The 17,153-nt window shown below is 43.0% G+C and carries 19 protein-coding genes; 5 read left to right on the top strand and 14 right to left on the bottom strand.

From position 1 onward, the window contains the following. Positions 1-5: 5 nt before the first annotated feature. From PHEP_RS13635 to PHEP_RS13665, 7 genes are read right to left on the bottom strand one after another with little or no spacing between them, the layout of a single operon-like run. The gene (locus PHEP_RS13635) at positions 6-1,238 is read right to left on the bottom strand and encodes an extracellular solute-binding protein (protein ID WP_015808565.1); all 1,233 of its coding nucleotides are present in this window, start codon (positions 1,236-1,238) and stop codon (positions 6-8) included. Then, positions 1,231-2,394, bottom strand: coding sequence for a CaiB/BaiF CoA transferase family protein (locus PHEP_RS13640; RefSeq protein WP_015808566.1), 1,164 nt, complete (start codon positions 2,392-2,394; stop codon positions 1,231-1,233). Before PHEP_RS13640 ends, PHEP_RS13635 begins: the two co-directional genes overlap by 8 nt. Positions 2,395-2,397: 3 nt before the next feature. Further along, positions 2,398-3,549, bottom strand: coding sequence for a CaiB/BaiF CoA transferase family protein (locus PHEP_RS13645; protein ID WP_015808567.1), 1,152 nt, complete (start codon positions 3,547-3,549; stop codon positions 2,398-2,400). After that, positions 3,546-4,706 (bottom strand): ABC transporter substrate-binding protein, encoded by a 1,161-nt coding sequence (locus PHEP_RS13650; RefSeq protein ID WP_015808568.1) that lies wholly within the window; start codon positions 4,704-4,706, stop codon positions 3,546-3,548. Before PHEP_RS13650 ends, PHEP_RS13645 begins: the two co-directional genes overlap by 4 nt. A 39-nt stretch (positions 4,707-4,745) precedes the next feature. Next, complete coding sequence (gene galB, locus PHEP_RS13655; protein ID WP_015808569.1) at positions 4,746-7,163, bottom strand: beta-galactosidase GalB; 2,418 nt, start codon at positions 7,161-7,163, stop codon at positions 4,746-4,748. Positions 7,164-7,172: 9 nt separating this feature from the next. Next, entirely contained in the window at positions 7,173-8,282 is a 1,110-nt protein-coding gene (locus tag PHEP_RS13660; protein WP_015808570.1) for a glycoside hydrolase family protein, read from the bottom strand. 8 nt (positions 8,283-8,290) lie between these two features. Further along, on the bottom strand, positions 8,291-11,041 hold the full coding sequence (locus tag PHEP_RS13665) for a family 78 glycoside hydrolase catalytic domain (protein WP_015808571.1): 2,751 nt from the start codon (positions 11,039-11,041) through the stop codon (positions 8,291-8,293). A gap of 215 nt (positions 11,042-11,256) precedes the next feature. Here PHEP_RS13665 and PHEP_RS13670 point away from each other — a divergent pair, with 215 nt between their 5' ends. The 5 genes from PHEP_RS13670 (at position 11,257) to PHEP_RS13685 (ending at position 13,780) form a co-directional block, all read left to right on the top strand. Beyond that, positions 11,257-12,036 (top strand): IclR family transcriptional regulator, encoded by a 780-nt coding sequence (locus tag PHEP_RS13670; RefSeq protein ID WP_015808572.1) that lies wholly within the window; start codon positions 11,257-11,259, stop codon positions 12,034-12,036. Between the two features lie 132 nt (positions 12,037-12,168). After that, entirely contained in the window at positions 12,169-12,312 is a 144-nt protein-coding gene (locus PHEP_RS22255; RefSeq protein WP_015808573.1) for a hypothetical protein, read from the top strand. 224 nt (positions 12,313-12,536) lie between these two features. Further along, complete coding sequence (locus PHEP_RS21935) at positions 12,537-12,971, top strand: DUF1810 domain-containing protein (protein WP_015808574.1); 435 nt, start codon at positions 12,537-12,539, stop codon at positions 12,969-12,971. Between the two features lie 254 nt (positions 12,972-13,225). Beyond that, the gene (locus PHEP_RS21685; RefSeq protein WP_143715750.1) at positions 13,226-13,537 is read left to right on the top strand and encodes a hypothetical protein; all 312 of its coding nucleotides are present in this window, start codon (positions 13,226-13,228) and stop codon (positions 13,535-13,537) included. A gap of 12 nt (positions 13,538-13,549) precedes the next feature. After that, positions 13,550-13,780 carry a hypothetical protein gene (locus PHEP_RS13685; protein WP_015808576.1) on the top strand — a complete coding sequence of 77 codons (231 nt, stop codon included), beginning with the start codon at positions 13,550-13,552 and terminating at the stop codon, positions 13,778-13,780. Between the two features lie 58 nt (positions 13,781-13,838). Here the strand turns inward: PHEP_RS13685 and PHEP_RS13690 are convergent, their stop codons facing one another. The 7 genes from PHEP_RS13690 to PHEP_RS13720 all read right to left on the bottom strand — a co-directional run bounded on the left by PHEP_RS13690 (position 13,839) and on the right by PHEP_RS13720 (position 17,086). Then, positions 13,839-14,039, bottom strand: a complete 201-nt coding sequence (locus PHEP_RS13690; protein WP_036674098.1) for a cupin domain-containing protein — start codon at positions 14,037-14,039, stop codon at positions 13,839-13,841. Between the two features lie 161 nt (positions 14,040-14,200). Further along, positions 14,201-14,635 (bottom strand): SRPBCC family protein, encoded by a 435-nt coding sequence (locus tag PHEP_RS13695; protein WP_015808577.1) that lies wholly within the window; start codon positions 14,633-14,635, stop codon positions 14,201-14,203. A 50-nt stretch (positions 14,636-14,685) separates the two neighbouring features. Then, positions 14,686-15,045, bottom strand: a complete 360-nt coding sequence (locus PHEP_RS13700) for a DUF1801 domain-containing protein (protein WP_015808578.1) — start codon at positions 15,043-15,045, stop codon at positions 14,686-14,688. Next, the gene (locus PHEP_RS13705) at positions 15,042-15,530 is read right to left on the bottom strand and encodes a DUF4199 domain-containing protein (RefSeq protein WP_015808579.1); all 489 of its coding nucleotides are present in this window, start codon (positions 15,528-15,530) and stop codon (positions 15,042-15,044) included. Before PHEP_RS13705 ends, PHEP_RS13700 begins: the two co-directional genes overlap by 4 nt. 113 nt (positions 15,531-15,643) lie before the next feature. Then, positions 15,644-16,189: a Crp/Fnr family transcriptional regulator gene (locus PHEP_RS13710; protein WP_238326478.1), complete on the bottom strand. Its 546-nt coding sequence runs from the start codon at positions 16,187-16,189 to the stop codon at positions 15,644-15,646. Between the two features lie 39 nt (positions 16,190-16,228). Then, positions 16,229-16,426, bottom strand: a complete 198-nt coding sequence (locus PHEP_RS13715; RefSeq protein ID WP_036674102.1) for a helix-turn-helix domain-containing protein — start codon at positions 16,424-16,426, stop codon at positions 16,229-16,231. Positions 16,427-16,576: 150 nt separating this feature from the next. Further along, positions 16,577-17,086 (bottom strand): DinB family protein, encoded by a 510-nt coding sequence (locus PHEP_RS13720; protein ID WP_015808581.1) that lies wholly within the window; start codon positions 17,084-17,086, stop codon positions 16,577-16,579. Between the last annotated feature and the right edge of the window lie 67 nt (positions 17,087-17,153).

Raw genomic sequence — 17,153 nt, forward strand, 5'->3', positions numbered from 1 at the left:
AAGGTCTATTTGTCAATTAAAATGATCTGTTCCTGGGCGAGGCGCAAAATTTCTGCAGCAGGTAGCTCGCTGTTTAAGGCCTTTAATACCGCCACATCAATAATCGCTGCAATTTCTGCCCAATTGCTTTTTTGCGGAAGTGTTTTTGCCCCTTTATGCAATTGTTCCAGTTTATGGTAATAAGGTACCAGCTCGTTCACCAGGCTATCTTTCCAGGTTGAAATCCGGCAGCCAATTCCACCTTCCAGCGTCAACTGCTTATCGTTCTCCTCATTTACTGCGAAACGGAGAAAATCATAAGCAGTTTGCTTATGTTTACTACCCGAGCCTATGGTATATACCCAATAAACATTTAACGAAGCCGGCAGGTTATTTTCCGAAACCGGCAATGAAGTTACCCCTACTTTGCCTTTCACTGCCGAAGCGGCATCTACCTCGCATACCGATGCAAAACCAAACCAGTTGATCATCAGTGCAGCTTCACCTCTGGCAAAAGCCTGTCCGGCCTGTACAGAATCGTAGTTTGCCGAACCAGGGTGTACAGCTTTTGTGTCTTTCAGCAGCTGACGATAAAAATCAAGCCCTTCAGCAGCGGCTTTGGTATCAATATTTATTTTTCCTTCTTCATCGAGCAATGTCCCGCCCCGGCTCCACAATTGCAGGCAGAAATCAAACACCGTATTGTGCCCATCAGGATAGCACGCAAATACACTGCCATAGAGGTTTTGTTCCGGACGGTAAAAAAAACTGGCTACCTGCCGGAATTCATCCCATGTTGCAGGTATTTTCAAATCCCTTCTGTATTGCTGCAGATAACGTTGCTGTTCTGCAACATCGTCAAATAAGTCTTTTCTGTAGCTCAGGCATTCCGGACCATCATGAAAGGGCAAACCTACCACCTGTTCTTCAAATTGCTGTAAAGCCAGCAATGACGGACTCCAGCCCTCCGGAAAAGCCGAGGGGGCATTGGCATCGAGGTGGGGGTTCAGTATTTCAAAGGCCTCGCTGGCATAACCTTCCAGCAGCCAGTCGGTATTGATGTGGGCAATGTCCCATTCGCCTTTTTTCAGGCCATCATTGCCCAAAGTAGCCTTATGTAGCTCATGCAGGTCGAGCGGAACCAGTTCTGCCTGCAGGGTACAACCTGAATACATGCAATAGCTATCCCATACCTTTTGCATAGCCGCCTCGAAAGGGGCAAATTTGCGCACTGCTATCCTGATGGCTTCCTTATTCATGAACACTGGGTTTTAAAGTGATAAACTGGTTAATGATCCTTTCATTATCCTGCCCCAATTTAGGAGAACCTTTGGAAGAAACCAGCAATTCTCCGTCAATCTTTATCGGACAACGGGTAGTCTGGTAACGATAGCCGTCCTCCATTTCCACTTCCTGAATCATATTTAAGGCCTTAAAGCCCTCATGTTCCATCAGTTCCTTCCAGTTCAACACCTCCGAACACCAGATGTCGGCAGGTTCCAGCACAGCAAGCCAGCTTTTGGTTGCAGCGGTCTGTAAATGGGCTGCAAGTATTGCCTTGATCTCCTCCCGTTTGTCATAAGCTTCAGCCGGATCGGTAAAAACTTCCATGGCCTTGCAGCCCAATAAAGCAGCAAGTACAGGGATGGAGCCCATTGCCAGGGCAATAAAGCCGTCAGCAGTTTTATAGATTCCGTAAGGTGCACCTAAATAAGCATTGGCATTGTTATGTACCGTTCGTTCTGGAAGCTCAGCACCGTCATTCATAAAAGTAGTGATGGTCTCAAACTGAAAATCATACGCCGATTCGATCATACTCACTTGTACCAAGCCACCTGTTCCGGTGCTTATTTTACGAAATAAGCAGGCCAGGATACCTTGCGCCAGGTGCGAACCTGCCAGCATGTCAACAATAGAAAGCCCCATAGCTACCGGGCCGCTGTTGGCATTACCACTTAGCCAGGTCAAACCAGTTACCGATTGCAGCAGCAAATCCTGTCCGGGCTTGCCTTTACCTTCAATTTCTGTTCCATAGCCAGAGAGTTCCGCATAAATGATGCTCTTGTTCAGCTGCTGCACATCTGCATAACCAAAACCCAGCCTTTCCATTACACCCGGACGAAAATTATGGATCATTACATCCGCCTTTTCCAGTAATTCCCGTACCATTTTACAATCTTCCTCATTTTTAAGGTCAAGCTCAAAGCTCTCCTTATTTCTGTTGATGGCATGAAATACAGAGGATTCCCCATTCATAATGACATTGGAAGTATATAAGGTACGGCATATATCGCCTACTCCTGAACGCTCTATTTTAATCACCCTTGCACCCATATCGGCCAACCTCAAGCTTGCAGAGGGGCCCGATAAGAACTGGCTAAAATCTACCACTAAATAATCTTCCAGGGCTTTCATATCCTATTTTAAATCAAATTCTTTGTTAATCCTTTCATTGTCTGCACCTATTTTAGGTGCGGCTTTGGCCGCATAAAGTTTATGCCCGTCTACACGGATGGGAGCCCTTGTAGTAGCTATGGTACGTCCATTCCCTAAATCCAGCTGTTGCCTGATTTCCTGATTTTTAAAGACCTCCATTTCAACAGCCTCTTTATAACTGAGTACTGCCGCACACCAAACGTCAGCCGGCTCCAGTACACTCAGCCAATGCGCATTGGTATTGGTTTTGAATGTCTTCCCCAATAACAGCAACAAGGCATCCCTGTTTTCAAAAGAAGCAGCGGCACTGGTGTATGCGGCCGAGATGTCGCAGCCAATCAACTGGCTGATCTTGTTCAGATCGCCCATAGCCAGGGCCAGGTATCCGTCTTTGGTTTGGTAGGTGCCGTAAGGGGCGCTTAAATAAGCATGTGCGCTGCCTTTAACAGCACTTCTTTGCGGCAACTGCCCGCCATCATTCAAATAAGTGGTCAGTACCTCAAACTGCACATCCAGTGCCGATTCCAGTAAACTTACCTCTATCAGCACGCTTTTATTGGTTTTGGCCCGCTTGATCAAAGCGGCTATAATTCCCTGCGTCAGGTGGTTGCCACACATGATATCGGTTACCGACAAGCCAAAAGGCACTGGCCCCTCGTCTCTGCTGCCCGAAAGTTGCGTTAAGCCGGAAACAGACTGTACCAACAGGTCTTGCCCGGGTTTTGCCGCCCATGGCCCCGCGGTTCCATATCCGGTAACTGCGGCATATATAATTTTTGGATTGATGTGCTGTACCGAAACATAATCCAGTCCTATCTTTTCCATCACCCCAGGCCTGAAATTATGGGTCATCACATCCGCTTTGCCAATCAGTTTACGAAGCAGATCCAGATCTTCCGGATTTTTCAGGTCTGCCGCATAAGATTCCTTATTCCGGTTAATGGTATGAAAAAGTAAGCTATCTCCTTCAACAAAGAGATTTTTAATGGCCAGCTGCCTGCAGGCATCGCCTTTTACCGGACGTTCGATTTTAATTACGCGTGCACCCAGATCGGCTAGCTTCAGGCCAGCTGATGGCCCCGCCAGGAACTGGCAAAACTCTAAAACAAGAATTCCTTCTAATGGTCTCTTCATGACAACTGCAGGGTTCTGGATTCTACATATAAACTATTCAGCTTTTCCAGTACTGATATTTCAGATCCTCCCATCATGAGGTAATCACGCACGATATCCCCGGCATGGTCCTGGAAAAACATGTGCCCGTGGTAACGCGGTCGCAAGAAAGCCCGTTGCAGTGCTGGCAGCGTATTCACAAAAAAATCATTCGACCTGTGGTTCACTTCTGCATCTGTCCAGGCACTTAAGTGGCCGGGCTGACCACCATTTTCGAAGAAAAGCCCCTGTTGCCAGAATGGCGAAGCTACATATCCTGCATATTTTACAGCCATTTCTATATGCTTACAAGCTGAAGATACGGCCAGGCCGGTTCCTCCAAGCGTACTGCGCAGGTTACTGCGCCCATTCAAAGAGATCATGTCATGAAAATGCAGCAGTTTGCGGGCGTAACCTTTTCTGGAATAATTGGAATACCCATAAGCAAAAGGACAATAAGCAATATCATCACCTAAGGTCATGGCTTCATATGTCTGTATTGGATTTCTTTTAAAATTATCGGGATGAATCTTTGAAGCCAGTTCTCTGTACATCCTGAGTGCGGCAATACCAATATCACTGGATATGATCAGGTCCTCCTGCTGGCAGGGATCTTCGCCCAGCGAGCAGCAAAATGTATAAAAATTCATGAGTACATCAATGGGGATCCCCGCAAAAGCCACCAGGCCTTTATCGGCCAGGTTCAGTAAATCCTCAAATGTTTTTGGCAAAGCAAGGCCATGCTGTTCCAGTAAATCCGGTCGGCAGGCCGCTACGGGTGTCGCCGCATCTATCGGGAGTGCCCACTGGTGTCCGTCGTAACTGTAACTCTCATAAGAATGTCCTACTGTATTGTCTTCCTGGTCTTTTAAATAATCCTTTGTAAAATATTTGTCCAGCGGAAGAATGGATCCTGTTTTGGCGGCAAAACCTGCCCAGGGATGATCAATTACCAGAAGATCAAATCTTTCGGCCAGCTCCTGTATGGAAAAATCAGCAAAAGCCTGTAAACTTCTTTTCTCCCATATAATTTCTACTGATGGATTCAACTCTGAAAAACGCTGTGCTGTAGCTACCATTGGGGTAAAGCCACGGCTGTGGTTCCATGTTATTCCTTTTAAACTAATTTTGTCACTCATGACCTTTCTGCTCTTTATCTTTATTTTTTTACCGCAATGTTATTTGCCTTTCAAGGTAATTGTTACAACAGCCTGCTGTAAACCTTCTGAAGAGGCCGTTAATGTTAATTTTCCGGCTTTGGTTTTTGCTTGTACAATAGCAAGGCAAAGTCCGTTATAGGCTTTCCGGTAATAGGCTTTGAAAGGTTCCAGACTGGCCTGAAAACCATTATCTACACCAGCTATCGTGCCCTCACCTTCCAGTTTAAACTGTACCCTATTGGCTGCATCCGGCACCGGATTGCCATCTGCATCTAAAATCCTTACCGTTACAAAAGAAAGGTCTTTACCGTCTGCGGTTATAGTAGTCCTGTCGGCAATCAGTTCTATCTTTGCAGGCTTTCCAGCAGTTTTAATCTCTCTGATCAGCACCACCTGCCCGTTTTTCCTTGACACCGCTTTTAAAGTACCTGCTTCAAAATTAACCGGCCATACTACGTGTAGTTCTTCTCCCTGTTTACTTTTGGTACCCAAAGATTTTCCATTCAGGAACAGTTCTACCTCATCCGCATTGTTGTAATAGGCCCAAACATCTATCTTTTTACCCGGAGTCCAGTTCCAGTGCGGAAACAGGTGCAGTACCGGTTTACTGGTCCATTCACTCTGGTACATATAATAGGCATCCTTAGGAAAGCCAGCCAGGTCAATGATGCCATAGTAAGAACTTCTTGCCGGCCAAGGATAAGGTATTGGCTCTCCTAAAAAATCGAATCCTGACCATACAAAAATCCCTGGTACATGGGCATATTTTTTTGCTTCCTTCCAGGTTTCTTCATGTGTAGAACCCCAATATGCAGAAACGTTATCATAAGCAGAAACTGCCCAGGCTGCATTTCCGTCTGTAAATTTGGTTTTCCCATCTTTAGGCCAGCGGCGGATACTGTCGGATGGCATGTCGTAAAAACCGCGGGTAGCAAATGCAGAAGTTGTTTCTGAAGGCAGTAATGTCTGTCCGGGATAGTTCTTTGGAAAATCCTTATACAGTTTATGGTTATAATTTAACCCGTAAATATCCAGGGCTTTGGCCTGGTAAATAAAGTTCTTCGCAGAATCTGTTTCTGTCAATGCCGATAAAACCGGACGTGTGGCATCTACGTCCTTTACCATCTTTACCAATGACCTGGTTAAAGCCACCCCGGTACTGTCAAACTGCTCACGGATCTCATTGCCAATGCTCCATAAAATAATAGAAGGGTGGTTTCTGTCCCTTTTCACCATGTCCTGAAGGTCGCGCTGGTGCCATTCCGGAAAATCAAGATGATAATCCTGTTTGTTCTTCTTTTTAGCCCATATATCGAAAGCTTCGTCCATTACCAGGAATCCCATTTTATCACAAAGATCAAGTAATTCCGGAGCTGGTGGGTTATGTGCCGTACGTATGGCATTACAGCCCATCTCTTTCAATATTTCCAGCTGGCGCTCCATGGCCCTTACATTCACCGCAGCACCCAGTGCACCCAGGTCATGGTGCATACAAACCCCCAGGATTTTCAGGGATTCACCATTCAGGAAAAATCCTTTTTTGGCATCAAAGTTAAAATAGCGGATGCCCAGTGGAGTTTCATAAGTATCTGTTAATGTCTTATTGACAAATACCCGGGTCATTACTTTATAAAGGTACGGCTGTTTTACCGACCACAGCTTAGGGTTGTTTACCCTGGCAAATTCTGCTACTTCAAACAAGGTGTCTTTTAAGGATATGTCCTTCATTTCCGTAGCAGATACCACTTTGCCATCTGCATCATGTACTTCCCATTTCACATCGATCTTAGCTTTTACCCGCTCTTTGTTTCTGATCTGGGTTTTGATGTAAACGTTTGCCGAGGTTTTACTTACCGAGGGTGTAGAAACAAATGTACCCCATTGGTTCACTGCAACCTTTCCGGTAGCCGTTAACCAGACATTACGGTAAATTCCGGATCCTGAGTACCAGCGCGAATCGGGCTGGGCAGCATTGTCTACCCTTACAGCAATGACATTTTGGCCCGTTTTCAAATATTTTGTGAGTTCGTAACGGAACGAAATATAACCATAGGGCCTTTTCCCCAGTAAATGACCATTGATCCAAACCTCACTGTTCTTGTACACCCCATCAAACTCAATAAAAACATCTTTTTTTTGCATGGACGCCGGTAATGTAAATGTTTTCCTGTACCAGGCAATACCCGTAGGTAATCCCCCACCTTCCGGTTTTGCAGGATTCTTTTCATCAAACTTCCCTTCAATGCTCCAGTCGTGGGGCAAGGTAAGTGTCCTCCATTTACCATCCTTAAAACCGGGTAATTTCGCCGCAGCATCATCACCCAGAAAAAACTTCCAGTCCTGGTTAAAATTCTGGCGTATACGCGGGGTGCCATATGCAACAGCCCCAACAGTCAGCATCAGCAACAATAAAACAAGGTTCTTTCTTAACATCATGATGTATCTTTATTTACTATCCGGACTTATAAACTCCAGCTTACTTTTCCCTAAATCTTTTGAAGTGGCTACTGCAATTCCGCGTTGGTCTTTTTTATTAACCGCGCAATAAAAATGGTATACCACTCCTTTATACTTTAACACAAAAGATTTATGTGCATACAGGTTATCGTAAACTTCAGAAGATTCAATTAAATTGTTTCCAGTCCAGTCTGTCCAGTTAACCAGGTCATCTGAAGCAGCAAAACGGTTAAAAGCTCCCTGTCTGTCCTGCCAAAAGGCCCCAAAATAGAACATTACCCAGGTCCCGTTTATTTTCTGGATCACCCCATCTCCGGTAATCCCAACCGGATGATGTACTACAGGATCCTTACCAAACCTTTTCCAGTGCAACATGTCATCTGACACTGCCATACCGATACGCTCATACCATCTGGTCTTTTTATTGTTCTTCAGTGAATCACCAACGGCATTGTAATACATCACAAACCGATGTCCTGTTAAACGCTGCTTATCTTCAATTACCGTGCTTTTAAAAAGCTTATTGCGGTTTTCCCACCACCTTACATCCGCATCAGCCGAAGTCAATACCGGTTCGGGCAGTCTGGTCCATTCCTGGGCAACCCAGGGCTTTTTATCAGTATAAGCCATCCCTATAGATAAAGGTTCCGTTTCATAACCCTTTTCTTTCCCTCCAAAATAAGACATCCAATACTTCCCCTCAAACTTGCCTAGTTTGTAATCTCCACCCCACCTGGTGCTGGTCAGCGCATTATATCCGGCTTTTTGGTTGTCATCCCATTTTCCTGCATCACCAAAAGACATGAGGCGGCCCAATTTTTCCCAGTTCAGCAAATCTTTGCTTTTGGCCAGCCAGGTCTCATAACCACGTCCGCTATACACCAGGTAAGTCATGTACCAGGTATTGCTTTCCCTGAACACAGTCGGACAATCCATTTTATGCCCTTCATCATCAGGCACCATCACCAATCCATACTTATAAGGTGTCTTAACTTCCTCATAAATCGATTTCATCCTGGCAGCCGAAACCTCCTTACCCGGCTGGGCAAAGACTGCTACCGAAACAAAAAAGCTGAAGATGGATAAGGTAAACTTCATGATCAAAACTATTGTACTTTAAATTTATAATTACCCGAGCCGACCTGGACTACAGCTCTTCCTTTTTCAAAACCAGCAGGCCGGATCTTTTGCCCCGATTCACTAACCTGCTGCGTTGCTGTAGCAGGCAGATAGACAGTTGCTTTTGTATTCGCAGGTACAATAACATCCAGTTCAAACGCATCAGCGGTTTTTCTCCAGTTACTTGCAATTTCGCCATAAGGCGACTGGTAACTGCTTTTGGCATAACGCAGGTCGCCAACCGGTTCCGGATAAATCCGGATGTGGTTAAAAGCAACAGCGCCTTTTTCCTGGCGGATCCCGCCAATGCCGCTGTAAAACCACTCCATAATGTGGCCCAGCATAAAATGGTTATTGGACACTGTGGGCAAAGCGGCCCATGATTCCGTTAAGGCGGTTGCACCTTGTGCCAGCTGATAACCGTAGCCGGGCACATCAGTCCGGCTGTTCATATCGTAAATTACATCCGATCTGCCCTCTGCTTCCAATACCCGCAATACATAGCGGTAACCAATATCCCCGGCGGTTAAACCATTATTTCGGTCTCTGATGTCTTTGACCAGATTGGCGACTACGGCATCTTTATATTCAGGGGCAACCAGGTTCATATATACGGCCATGGCATTGGCTGTCTGGCTGCCTGTAGCATATTGTTTGGTCTCTGTATTAAAAAAAGTATCGTTAAATGATTTCTTTACTTCCATCGCCAATGCTGCATATTTGCCGGCATCAGCATTTTTACCCAGTAAAAGGGCAATTTTCTCCATTACGTTCAGGTCGTAATAATAAATAGCAGTTCCGGTTACCCCCATTGGGGTAAGCTGAGAAACCCCAGGTCGTTCCGGCCCAAGGTCAAACCAATCACCCAGCCCTTGTGAAAGGATATTGTTTTTAGCTTTCGTACCCAGGTAAGCCACATAACGCTGCATCATGTCGTAATTTTCGGCAAGCGCCTGTGTTTCCCCGTACCATTCATAAAGATACCATGGCACCAGGATACTGCTGCTCCCCCATTCCGGAGAATCGCGGAACATACCATTGCCATAGTCAAATTTTACATATTCGGGCGAAATTTCAGGTACCAGGCCATCTGCTGTCTGCGAATTCCGCATGTCCTGCAGGGCCTTTTTAAACAGCGCAGCAGCATCATAATTGTAGCGCACAGAACTGCCCATCAGGTGAAGTTCTTCCAGCCAGCCCAGTTTTTCCCGGTGCGGGCAATCGGTAAATACGCTAACCATATTGCTTTTAATGGCCCAGTTGACCAGATCATCTGTTTTATTGAACAGTTCACTTGAACTTTCAAATGAACCTGCAGTTGCGGCTGCATTGCGTACATGCAAACTTTTCAGGGTTATTAATGAGGGCTTACCAGTTGTATTAGACTGTCCTTCCGGTATCCCGCCAATTACCTGCAGGTACCTGAAACCAGTATACATAAACCTGGGGCGCCAGGTTTCTGCACCATCTCCTTTTAATATGTACTGGAAATAAGTAGGGCTGCCTGTAGCCCGCTGATTTGCCGTACCATCTGCTTTAAGCAGTTCGGCAGGAATAATCTTTACGGTATCCCCTTTTTTACCCTTAACAGTTAGTTCAATAATGGCCGAAGCATTTTGTCCAAGGTCATATACCCAGTCGCCATTCCCAAGCGGCTTTATGGTTTTAGCAGTAAACTGATCAAATACCTTAAGCGGTTCGGCTTTTTGTGAAGTTAAAGCAGGACCGCCTACAGAAACTGCACTCTTCCAATGTTTATCATCAAATCCGGGAATGTCCCAGCCCTTTTGCTCCAGGTTGGCATCATAATCTTCCCCGCCATAAATACTGGAAAAAGTGATTGCTGAGGCAGCTGTTTTCCAGCTTTCATCGCTGATGATGTTGGCCACACTCCCATCTTTATATTCAATCAGCAAACGGCAAATCATTTTTGGGTAGCCAAAAGATGCCCTCAGCTTTTTATAACGCGCCTTAATTGGGGGAATATAATAAAACCCATTGCCCAGCATAACACCCAAAGCATTGTTTCCATCTTTTAATTGTGCCGTGATATCAAAAGGTATATATAAAGCTTCTTTATCATATTTAGTCCAGCCCGGATCTAAAAAATGGTCACCTACTTTCCGGCCATTCAGTTGCAGTTCAAAATGTCCAAGACCGGAAATGAACATGGTGGCTTTTTTTACTGCTTTGTTTACCCTAAATTCTTTTCTTAAAAGCGGCTGTATATTGTTACCCTCAGGTTTATCTTTTTTTGTATCAAGTGGTAAAATAGTAACCAGCGAATCTGGCATTTTCTCATAGCCTATCCATTTTGCATTTTTCCAGTCGGACACGGTTAACAGCCCCATTTGCCATGTTGCGGTATCCGACCAGGCCGAGGCTAGGCCATTATTATCCCAAACTTTTACTTTCCAGTAATAAGTTTTACCAGAAATAAGCGGCTTACCATTATAGTTAACCAGCAAAGACCGGGCAGAAGCCACTTTTTTCGAGTCCCATACATTCCCTATGCCTTTTGCAAGGGTTAAAGCATCGTCTGCTACAATGATATGATAAGCCGATTGCAGTACATTTCTTTGCGCTGAAAACAATTTCCAGCTTAATGCCGGGGCAGGACTTTCCACACCCTGAGGATTGTTTTTATAAGTGCAGCGCAGCTCATTTACTTTCAGCTGTTGTGAAAATACCGGAATCGTAAAAAAAAATAAACCAAGGAAATAGATTAGTTTGCTCATTCTGTTTTATAAGATTAATACCTGTTAAAACTAAATTAGCTATTTAGTTGAATTTTAAACCAGGTATCCGGTTTATAAATGGTTACTAATTCAAATATAAATATTTATTTCAAATATGAAAACTTATATTAAGTAAATTTTATACACATTTGAGAGAAAAATGAATAAAAAGCATTTAGTATGTTTGTTGATTAAAAAAATTACGCACCAGTTTTATGAAGGATAAAGAAATGAAATACCAGGCCCCTGCATTGGATAAAGGTCTGGATATACTGGAATATCTGTCTGCTCAGTCCATCCCGCTTTCCCAAACAGAAATTGCGGTAGGAATAGACAAAAGTCCGAACGAGATTTACAGGATGCTGATGAGTTTAGAAAGCCGCGGGTATATATTAAGGGACGAAGTTTCGGGAAAATACAGACTATCTTTAAAACTATTTTATCTTTCACACCGGCATTCCCCTGTTGATGAATTGCGAAAGGCGGCGCAACATCCTTTAGAAGAACTGGCCAATACCGTAAGACAATCCTGTCACCTCAGTATATTATATATGAACCAGGTGATGGTCATTATCCACGCCAAAAGCCCTGGTCCTATTGCACTTTCTATAGAAGAGGGTAACCTGTTTCCTTTGCCTTTAACTGCTTCCGGAAAAGTGCTGCTGGCCTATATGCCCGAGGCTGAACAGGAAATTGCTTTGAGTGGTAACACGATCTATACAGAATACAGCGATAAGGAAAAGAACAAGTTTTTAAAATCTTTAAAAGAAATACAGGCAAAGGGTGCTTATGTTAAAACAAGCGACCTGGCTGCAGGTGTTGTAGATGTATCGGTTCCAATTGGCCGCGGCAGTACCGGCATCATTGCCTGTTTAACCGTTTCCAGCTTAACAGCCTTAAACATGAATAATGAAATTGACAATGAAGCAGTATTGGTAGAAGCAGTTAAGTGTGCAAAGAAAATTGAAGAAAGGATTGGCATTATTGCATTGTAAATTTTACCATAACAGATGGTTAACAACGAGCAAATAATTGACAAAATAGACAACATATTTCTTTTTGGTTAATTAAGAATATTATTACTATATTTATCCCGATGATTTAGTAATGACCAAAAAGATCAAGCTATGAAAACCAATGCTCCCATATCCGAGGAAGAAATCTTATTAAATATCAAATGTAAGCTTGAAACACTGAGCCAGATGATGGAGGAAGTAATGCCTATCATCAGTAAAATCAAGTTGTATGACCTCAATGATGAGGAAGACTAAACTTCATGCGTTGCCAGTGCCTGGTCTGCTCTTCCGGCACTGTACCATCAGCAAGTACTGATTTGGTTATACATTTTACCAAATAATCATTAATCCATTACACGTTTTTACAGTCAAACTTTGTAAATTCGAGATTACCAAATATAGAAATCGGTCAAGCTCCTGATATCCGCCGCTCAAAAACCGACCCTTATAACCCTAATCGCCCTTCAGCAGACCAAACCATGAAAAGCCATAACCTGGAAAGATACATCTCCGCACAAAAATCCGTGTATCAGACGGCACTAGGCGAACTGAAATCCGGGAAAAAACAAAGCCACTGGATGTGGTACATCTTCCCGCAGATCCAGGGACTAGGGTATACCGAAATCTCCAAACGCTATGCCATTGAAGACCTGGAAGAAGCTGCCGAATACCTCCAGCACCGGATGCTCGGTCCAAGACTGATCCTGTTGAGCCACGTTTTGCTCAGCCTGGAGACCAACGATGCCCATAAAATATTCGGAAGCCCCGACGATCTCAAACTTAAATCCTGCATGACCCTGTTTTCCCATGTACCGGGCGCAGACCCCGTCTTCGAACTCGTGCTTAAAAAATTCTTCAATGGTCTGAAAGACCACATCACCCTGAAGATCCTCAACCTGCAAAACCAAAACTAAAGCAAGAAAATCAATCGACTTATTATCCTCCTGGATCAAATATGAATATTGATCCATACTGGAGCGTTCATCAAAAATTGTATATTGATTTTATATGTCAAATCTACTATGCTTATCCATATCGCCAACACCTATATCGCCTGGATCATAGACAAACCATATTCAGTTGGTTTTGCCAGGGTTTGAACATTTAAGAACATTTTTGTTTTCCAACTGTTTTTCCAGTAACACCAAAAAACAAAACTATGGATACCATGGAAAATATAAGCCTGGAACATCAAACAGAAGATAAAAGTAGTAACCCTGCAGGGAATTATCACCAGCGGCAGGCCGATGGAGCAGAACAGACCATTTTAACAGATCCTGCCATTACCGCAGAAACTGATGAATTGGATCCCAGCTTCTACGAGCAAGATCCACCGATTGATCCCGAGCAGGACGATGATGAGCAGGACGATGAAGATGATTTCCCTGCAAGAGAAGACCTGGAAGATGACGACTTTGACTTAAACAGGGATGAAGATGATGAGCTTAGTCTGAATATTGATGAAGATGATTTGAATTAAAAAAAGTAACACATGGAACAATTTAGAATAGAAGTAGCTGATAATGGAAGAGGTCATTTTTACAATATCAAATCGTTAGGAAACTCCCGTTACCAGATTTATGTAGAAGAAGACACCATTGGCACCATCCAACTCGATGAAAAAGATCATGCCCACTGCGAAAGCCAGGGCTGTGAACTGGATATGCCATTGCTTAATTCCATCCGGGACGCCATCCATGCTCATGAGCAGGCAAAGGGATAATTAAACCATGATTTCCATGCCGCATCACCACAGCCGATCACTTTTAACTTCAGCTCAGTCATCTCCAAAAACTTAAAAGTCCGCCTTCAGATTTACCGTTCAGCGGATCATTCTCAGGCAAAGCTACCCCATCTACTTTATCCCTGACACCTTCCGGACGATCCTCATCCAAACGGATCAGATCAGGCTCTACTCCACCGGGATAGGCCCCAACCACGGCACCATTCACCCACAAAAAACCAGTTTGGCTGTAGTGCACAGAACATCACATCAAGACCAATGAAAATTTACCTGGCCGCTCACGAAAACAAGCTGTTTATAGTGTTTAATAGCATAGGCCTGGGAAAATGCAGCTCCTGTTGGGTTATACATTTTTCTATACCGCATCCAAGAACACCCAGGGTAATCAAACAAAGACGGCTAATGGCCTTCTACAACTTCTTTGAGGGATCCAAGCATATTTTCCCAATTCTTCTGCGATTCCTGTTGCGCTTTTTCACTAAGATTTTTGTCTTGGGTCAAAACAACTTTTGTATGGTTCCCCACTGCAGATAAACTGATGGTAACAGTATGATAATTTTCGGGCTTATCGGCTAAACCGGAAAGGGGGCTAAAATGCGTGTACTGCAATACCTTATTGGGTTCAATCTTTGTGATCTCACCTCTGTCCTCATATTTTTTTCCTTTCCATTCCCCCTGCCAGGTAATTTTGCTACCTTTTTTCCAATCAGATTGAACAGAAGTTCCAAACATATATTGTTTGATTGAATCCGGATCAACCAGTGCTTTCCAAACCTGGTCAACTTTTGCTAAGATCGCCTCTTCGGCCTTTGCTATAAGATTTTCAGTTCCCATAATGCTTATTTTTTTAATATTCAATAATATTGTTGTAGCACCTTATTTTCTCAGGCATCCATGAGTTTAATCCATTCCTTTACGATATGCTGAATGTTCGCTTCGTTGTCCTTTATTTCTTTCATGGAGCGAAGTTTCAAATAGGCTTTGCCTTTCGGTGCGGCTTCCAATAAGCTACTTTCGTCTTTAATCAACTCTCCTTTGTGAAATATGAAAACAATTGTTCCTGCCACCCTCAAACTTAGCGTCGCCATTGGTTCCTTGTAATCAAAACTCGGGCCACCCCATTTTACATCCTCTTCCAGGTCATTGCTTGCACTGCGGATTATTTTTATAACCTCCTCAATTTCGGCTTTCATCGGATGGTTGAGTTTACTTACAAACTCGTCTATTTTGTTGGTCTTGCTCATGTTAATCTGGTTTTCGATTTGGTGAATACGGAAATGACTATACTGAAAATGATACCTGTTACCAATCCTCCTATAATACTGGTAATGATGTAGCTTTTAATATTGAATTGTGCTTCGGCCTGCTCCTGGGTAAACATTCCGGATTTGACCGTATGCGCAATAACATTGGCAAAGTAGTCAGGTGTAATAATATAGGAGGTAATAAGCTGACTGATCGGGCTGAGCAGAACCACGAATATGGTAAGCACAAGTCCACTCATAAAGCTTTGTTTATAAGTTATGGTTCCTGCATAGTAGTTTTTCTTCTTGTCCTTTATGGCAAGAGCATAAATAATAATAGCAGGAACCAGCACAAACATACTTATTAACTGTTGTTGTTCCAGATACCTGTCGTGTAATCCTGCAAGTTTTTCCATTGTCATCCATAGCAGATACATTGCTGTAAAAATGAATGCCCATTTGAGTTCAATTTTATACTTTTCCATGTTATTTGTTTAATTGGTTACTATTGTTTCATTGTTTTGATTTAATGTTGATTACAATACAAAGATGAAGACGTCAAAATGGAAAACCCTTTACAAATGTTGAGGATTAAAATTTATCCACTATAACCAAAAATCCGGCTTAACTGTGTTGGTGTAATGCCAAGATAGGAGGCAATGTGATGTTTCTTTAACCTTTTAACTAGCTCAGGATATTTCCGTAAAAAATCAGCATAGCGAATTTTTGCCGAATCGCTTCGCAGCGAAACCTCATAGGGTTCTTTGTCAATAACCCAATGTAATTCCAGGTAATGAATATAAAATACGGCAATATCAGGATAACCTGAAACCAACCTTTTGAAGGCAATAAAATCATATTCCAGAACGGTTGTTTCCTCAAGTGCTGTAATATCAAACAAACTTTCCGACTGCTGCAAGGTAGCGGGGATGGAGCCGGCAATCCTGCCTTCAGGAAAAAAATATTTGATTACTGTATCACCGTTGTCGTCAATGTAATTTTGCGAAAAAAGACCTTTTAAGACAAATGCTACCTTTTTAGGCACCTGTCCAATTCTTATAAAGCATTCTCCTTTTTTATAGGTCTTTTCTTTAAGTAGATTTCTCCAGGCAGATTCAGCTTCTTTTGAAAGGACTGTGTACATCCCTATTTTTTTGAAAAACTGGTCCATCATCATTTTGTTTTAATTAGTAACTCTGCTATGATATTTGTTGCGGTATTCATTAGGGAGTAACCCGGTTAATAATTTAAATGAGTTCCTGAAAGTGCTCTTATCAGAATAGCTCACTTCCAGCATGATATCATTGATCTTCATTTCTCCCGATTCCAATTCTTTTTTAGCTGCTTCAATCTTGACACGTTGGATATACTCATTTAACAAAGTTATGCAGTCTACACATTAAATAAGGTTGATTATTGCGCCAATCATAGTGGGGTATTGCGACAAAATTAACCATTTTTAAAATGCTTAACTATCTACGCGCAAGCACTATAAAAGCAGATTAAGGGAAGCCTAAGCTCCCCTCTAATGTTATTGCCGACTGGTATAATAAAGGTATACCCCATAGTCAGTGGGTACCCCTTTTTCCCCCAATTGATGCAACATCGCCGTCACATTACCACGATGGTAAGTGCCATGGTTAACCATATGCGTAACCACATCCCCGTAAGTCATCTGAACACCTGAAAATGTATCCATATATCCCATGTCGTTCCCGGCAATAAAAGTTTCCAGGTTGATAGCCAGGTTCTGCTGCTTTTTCGTAAAATCTCCCAGTTCCAGATCTTTGACCTCGCTTACTAAACGATCCACTGTAGTCTTTATAGTTTGATAATCATCTGAACGGTATGCTTTGGTTAAAACAGAATACCATCCCTGATCAATGATGTAAACATGCATCAGGGTATCAAATATAGAAGGAAAAACACTTTTGACTTGGCTACGGATAATTCCTTCAGGAAGTTGTTTGAGGTGATTCAATATTGTATTATTGGCCCATGTATTATACTGATACAGGGACAAAAAATGATTTTTTGTCATAATAAAAAATAATTAAACGATCATAAGAAGGGTGACTGACCTGAACGATCAGCACCAGAAAAGCGAT

The sequence above is a fragment of the Pedobacter heparinus DSM 2366 genome, assembly GCF_000023825.1.
In the GTDB taxonomy this organism is placed as follows: domain Bacteria; phylum Bacteroidota; class Bacteroidia; order Sphingobacteriales; family Sphingobacteriaceae; genus Pedobacter; species Pedobacter heparinus.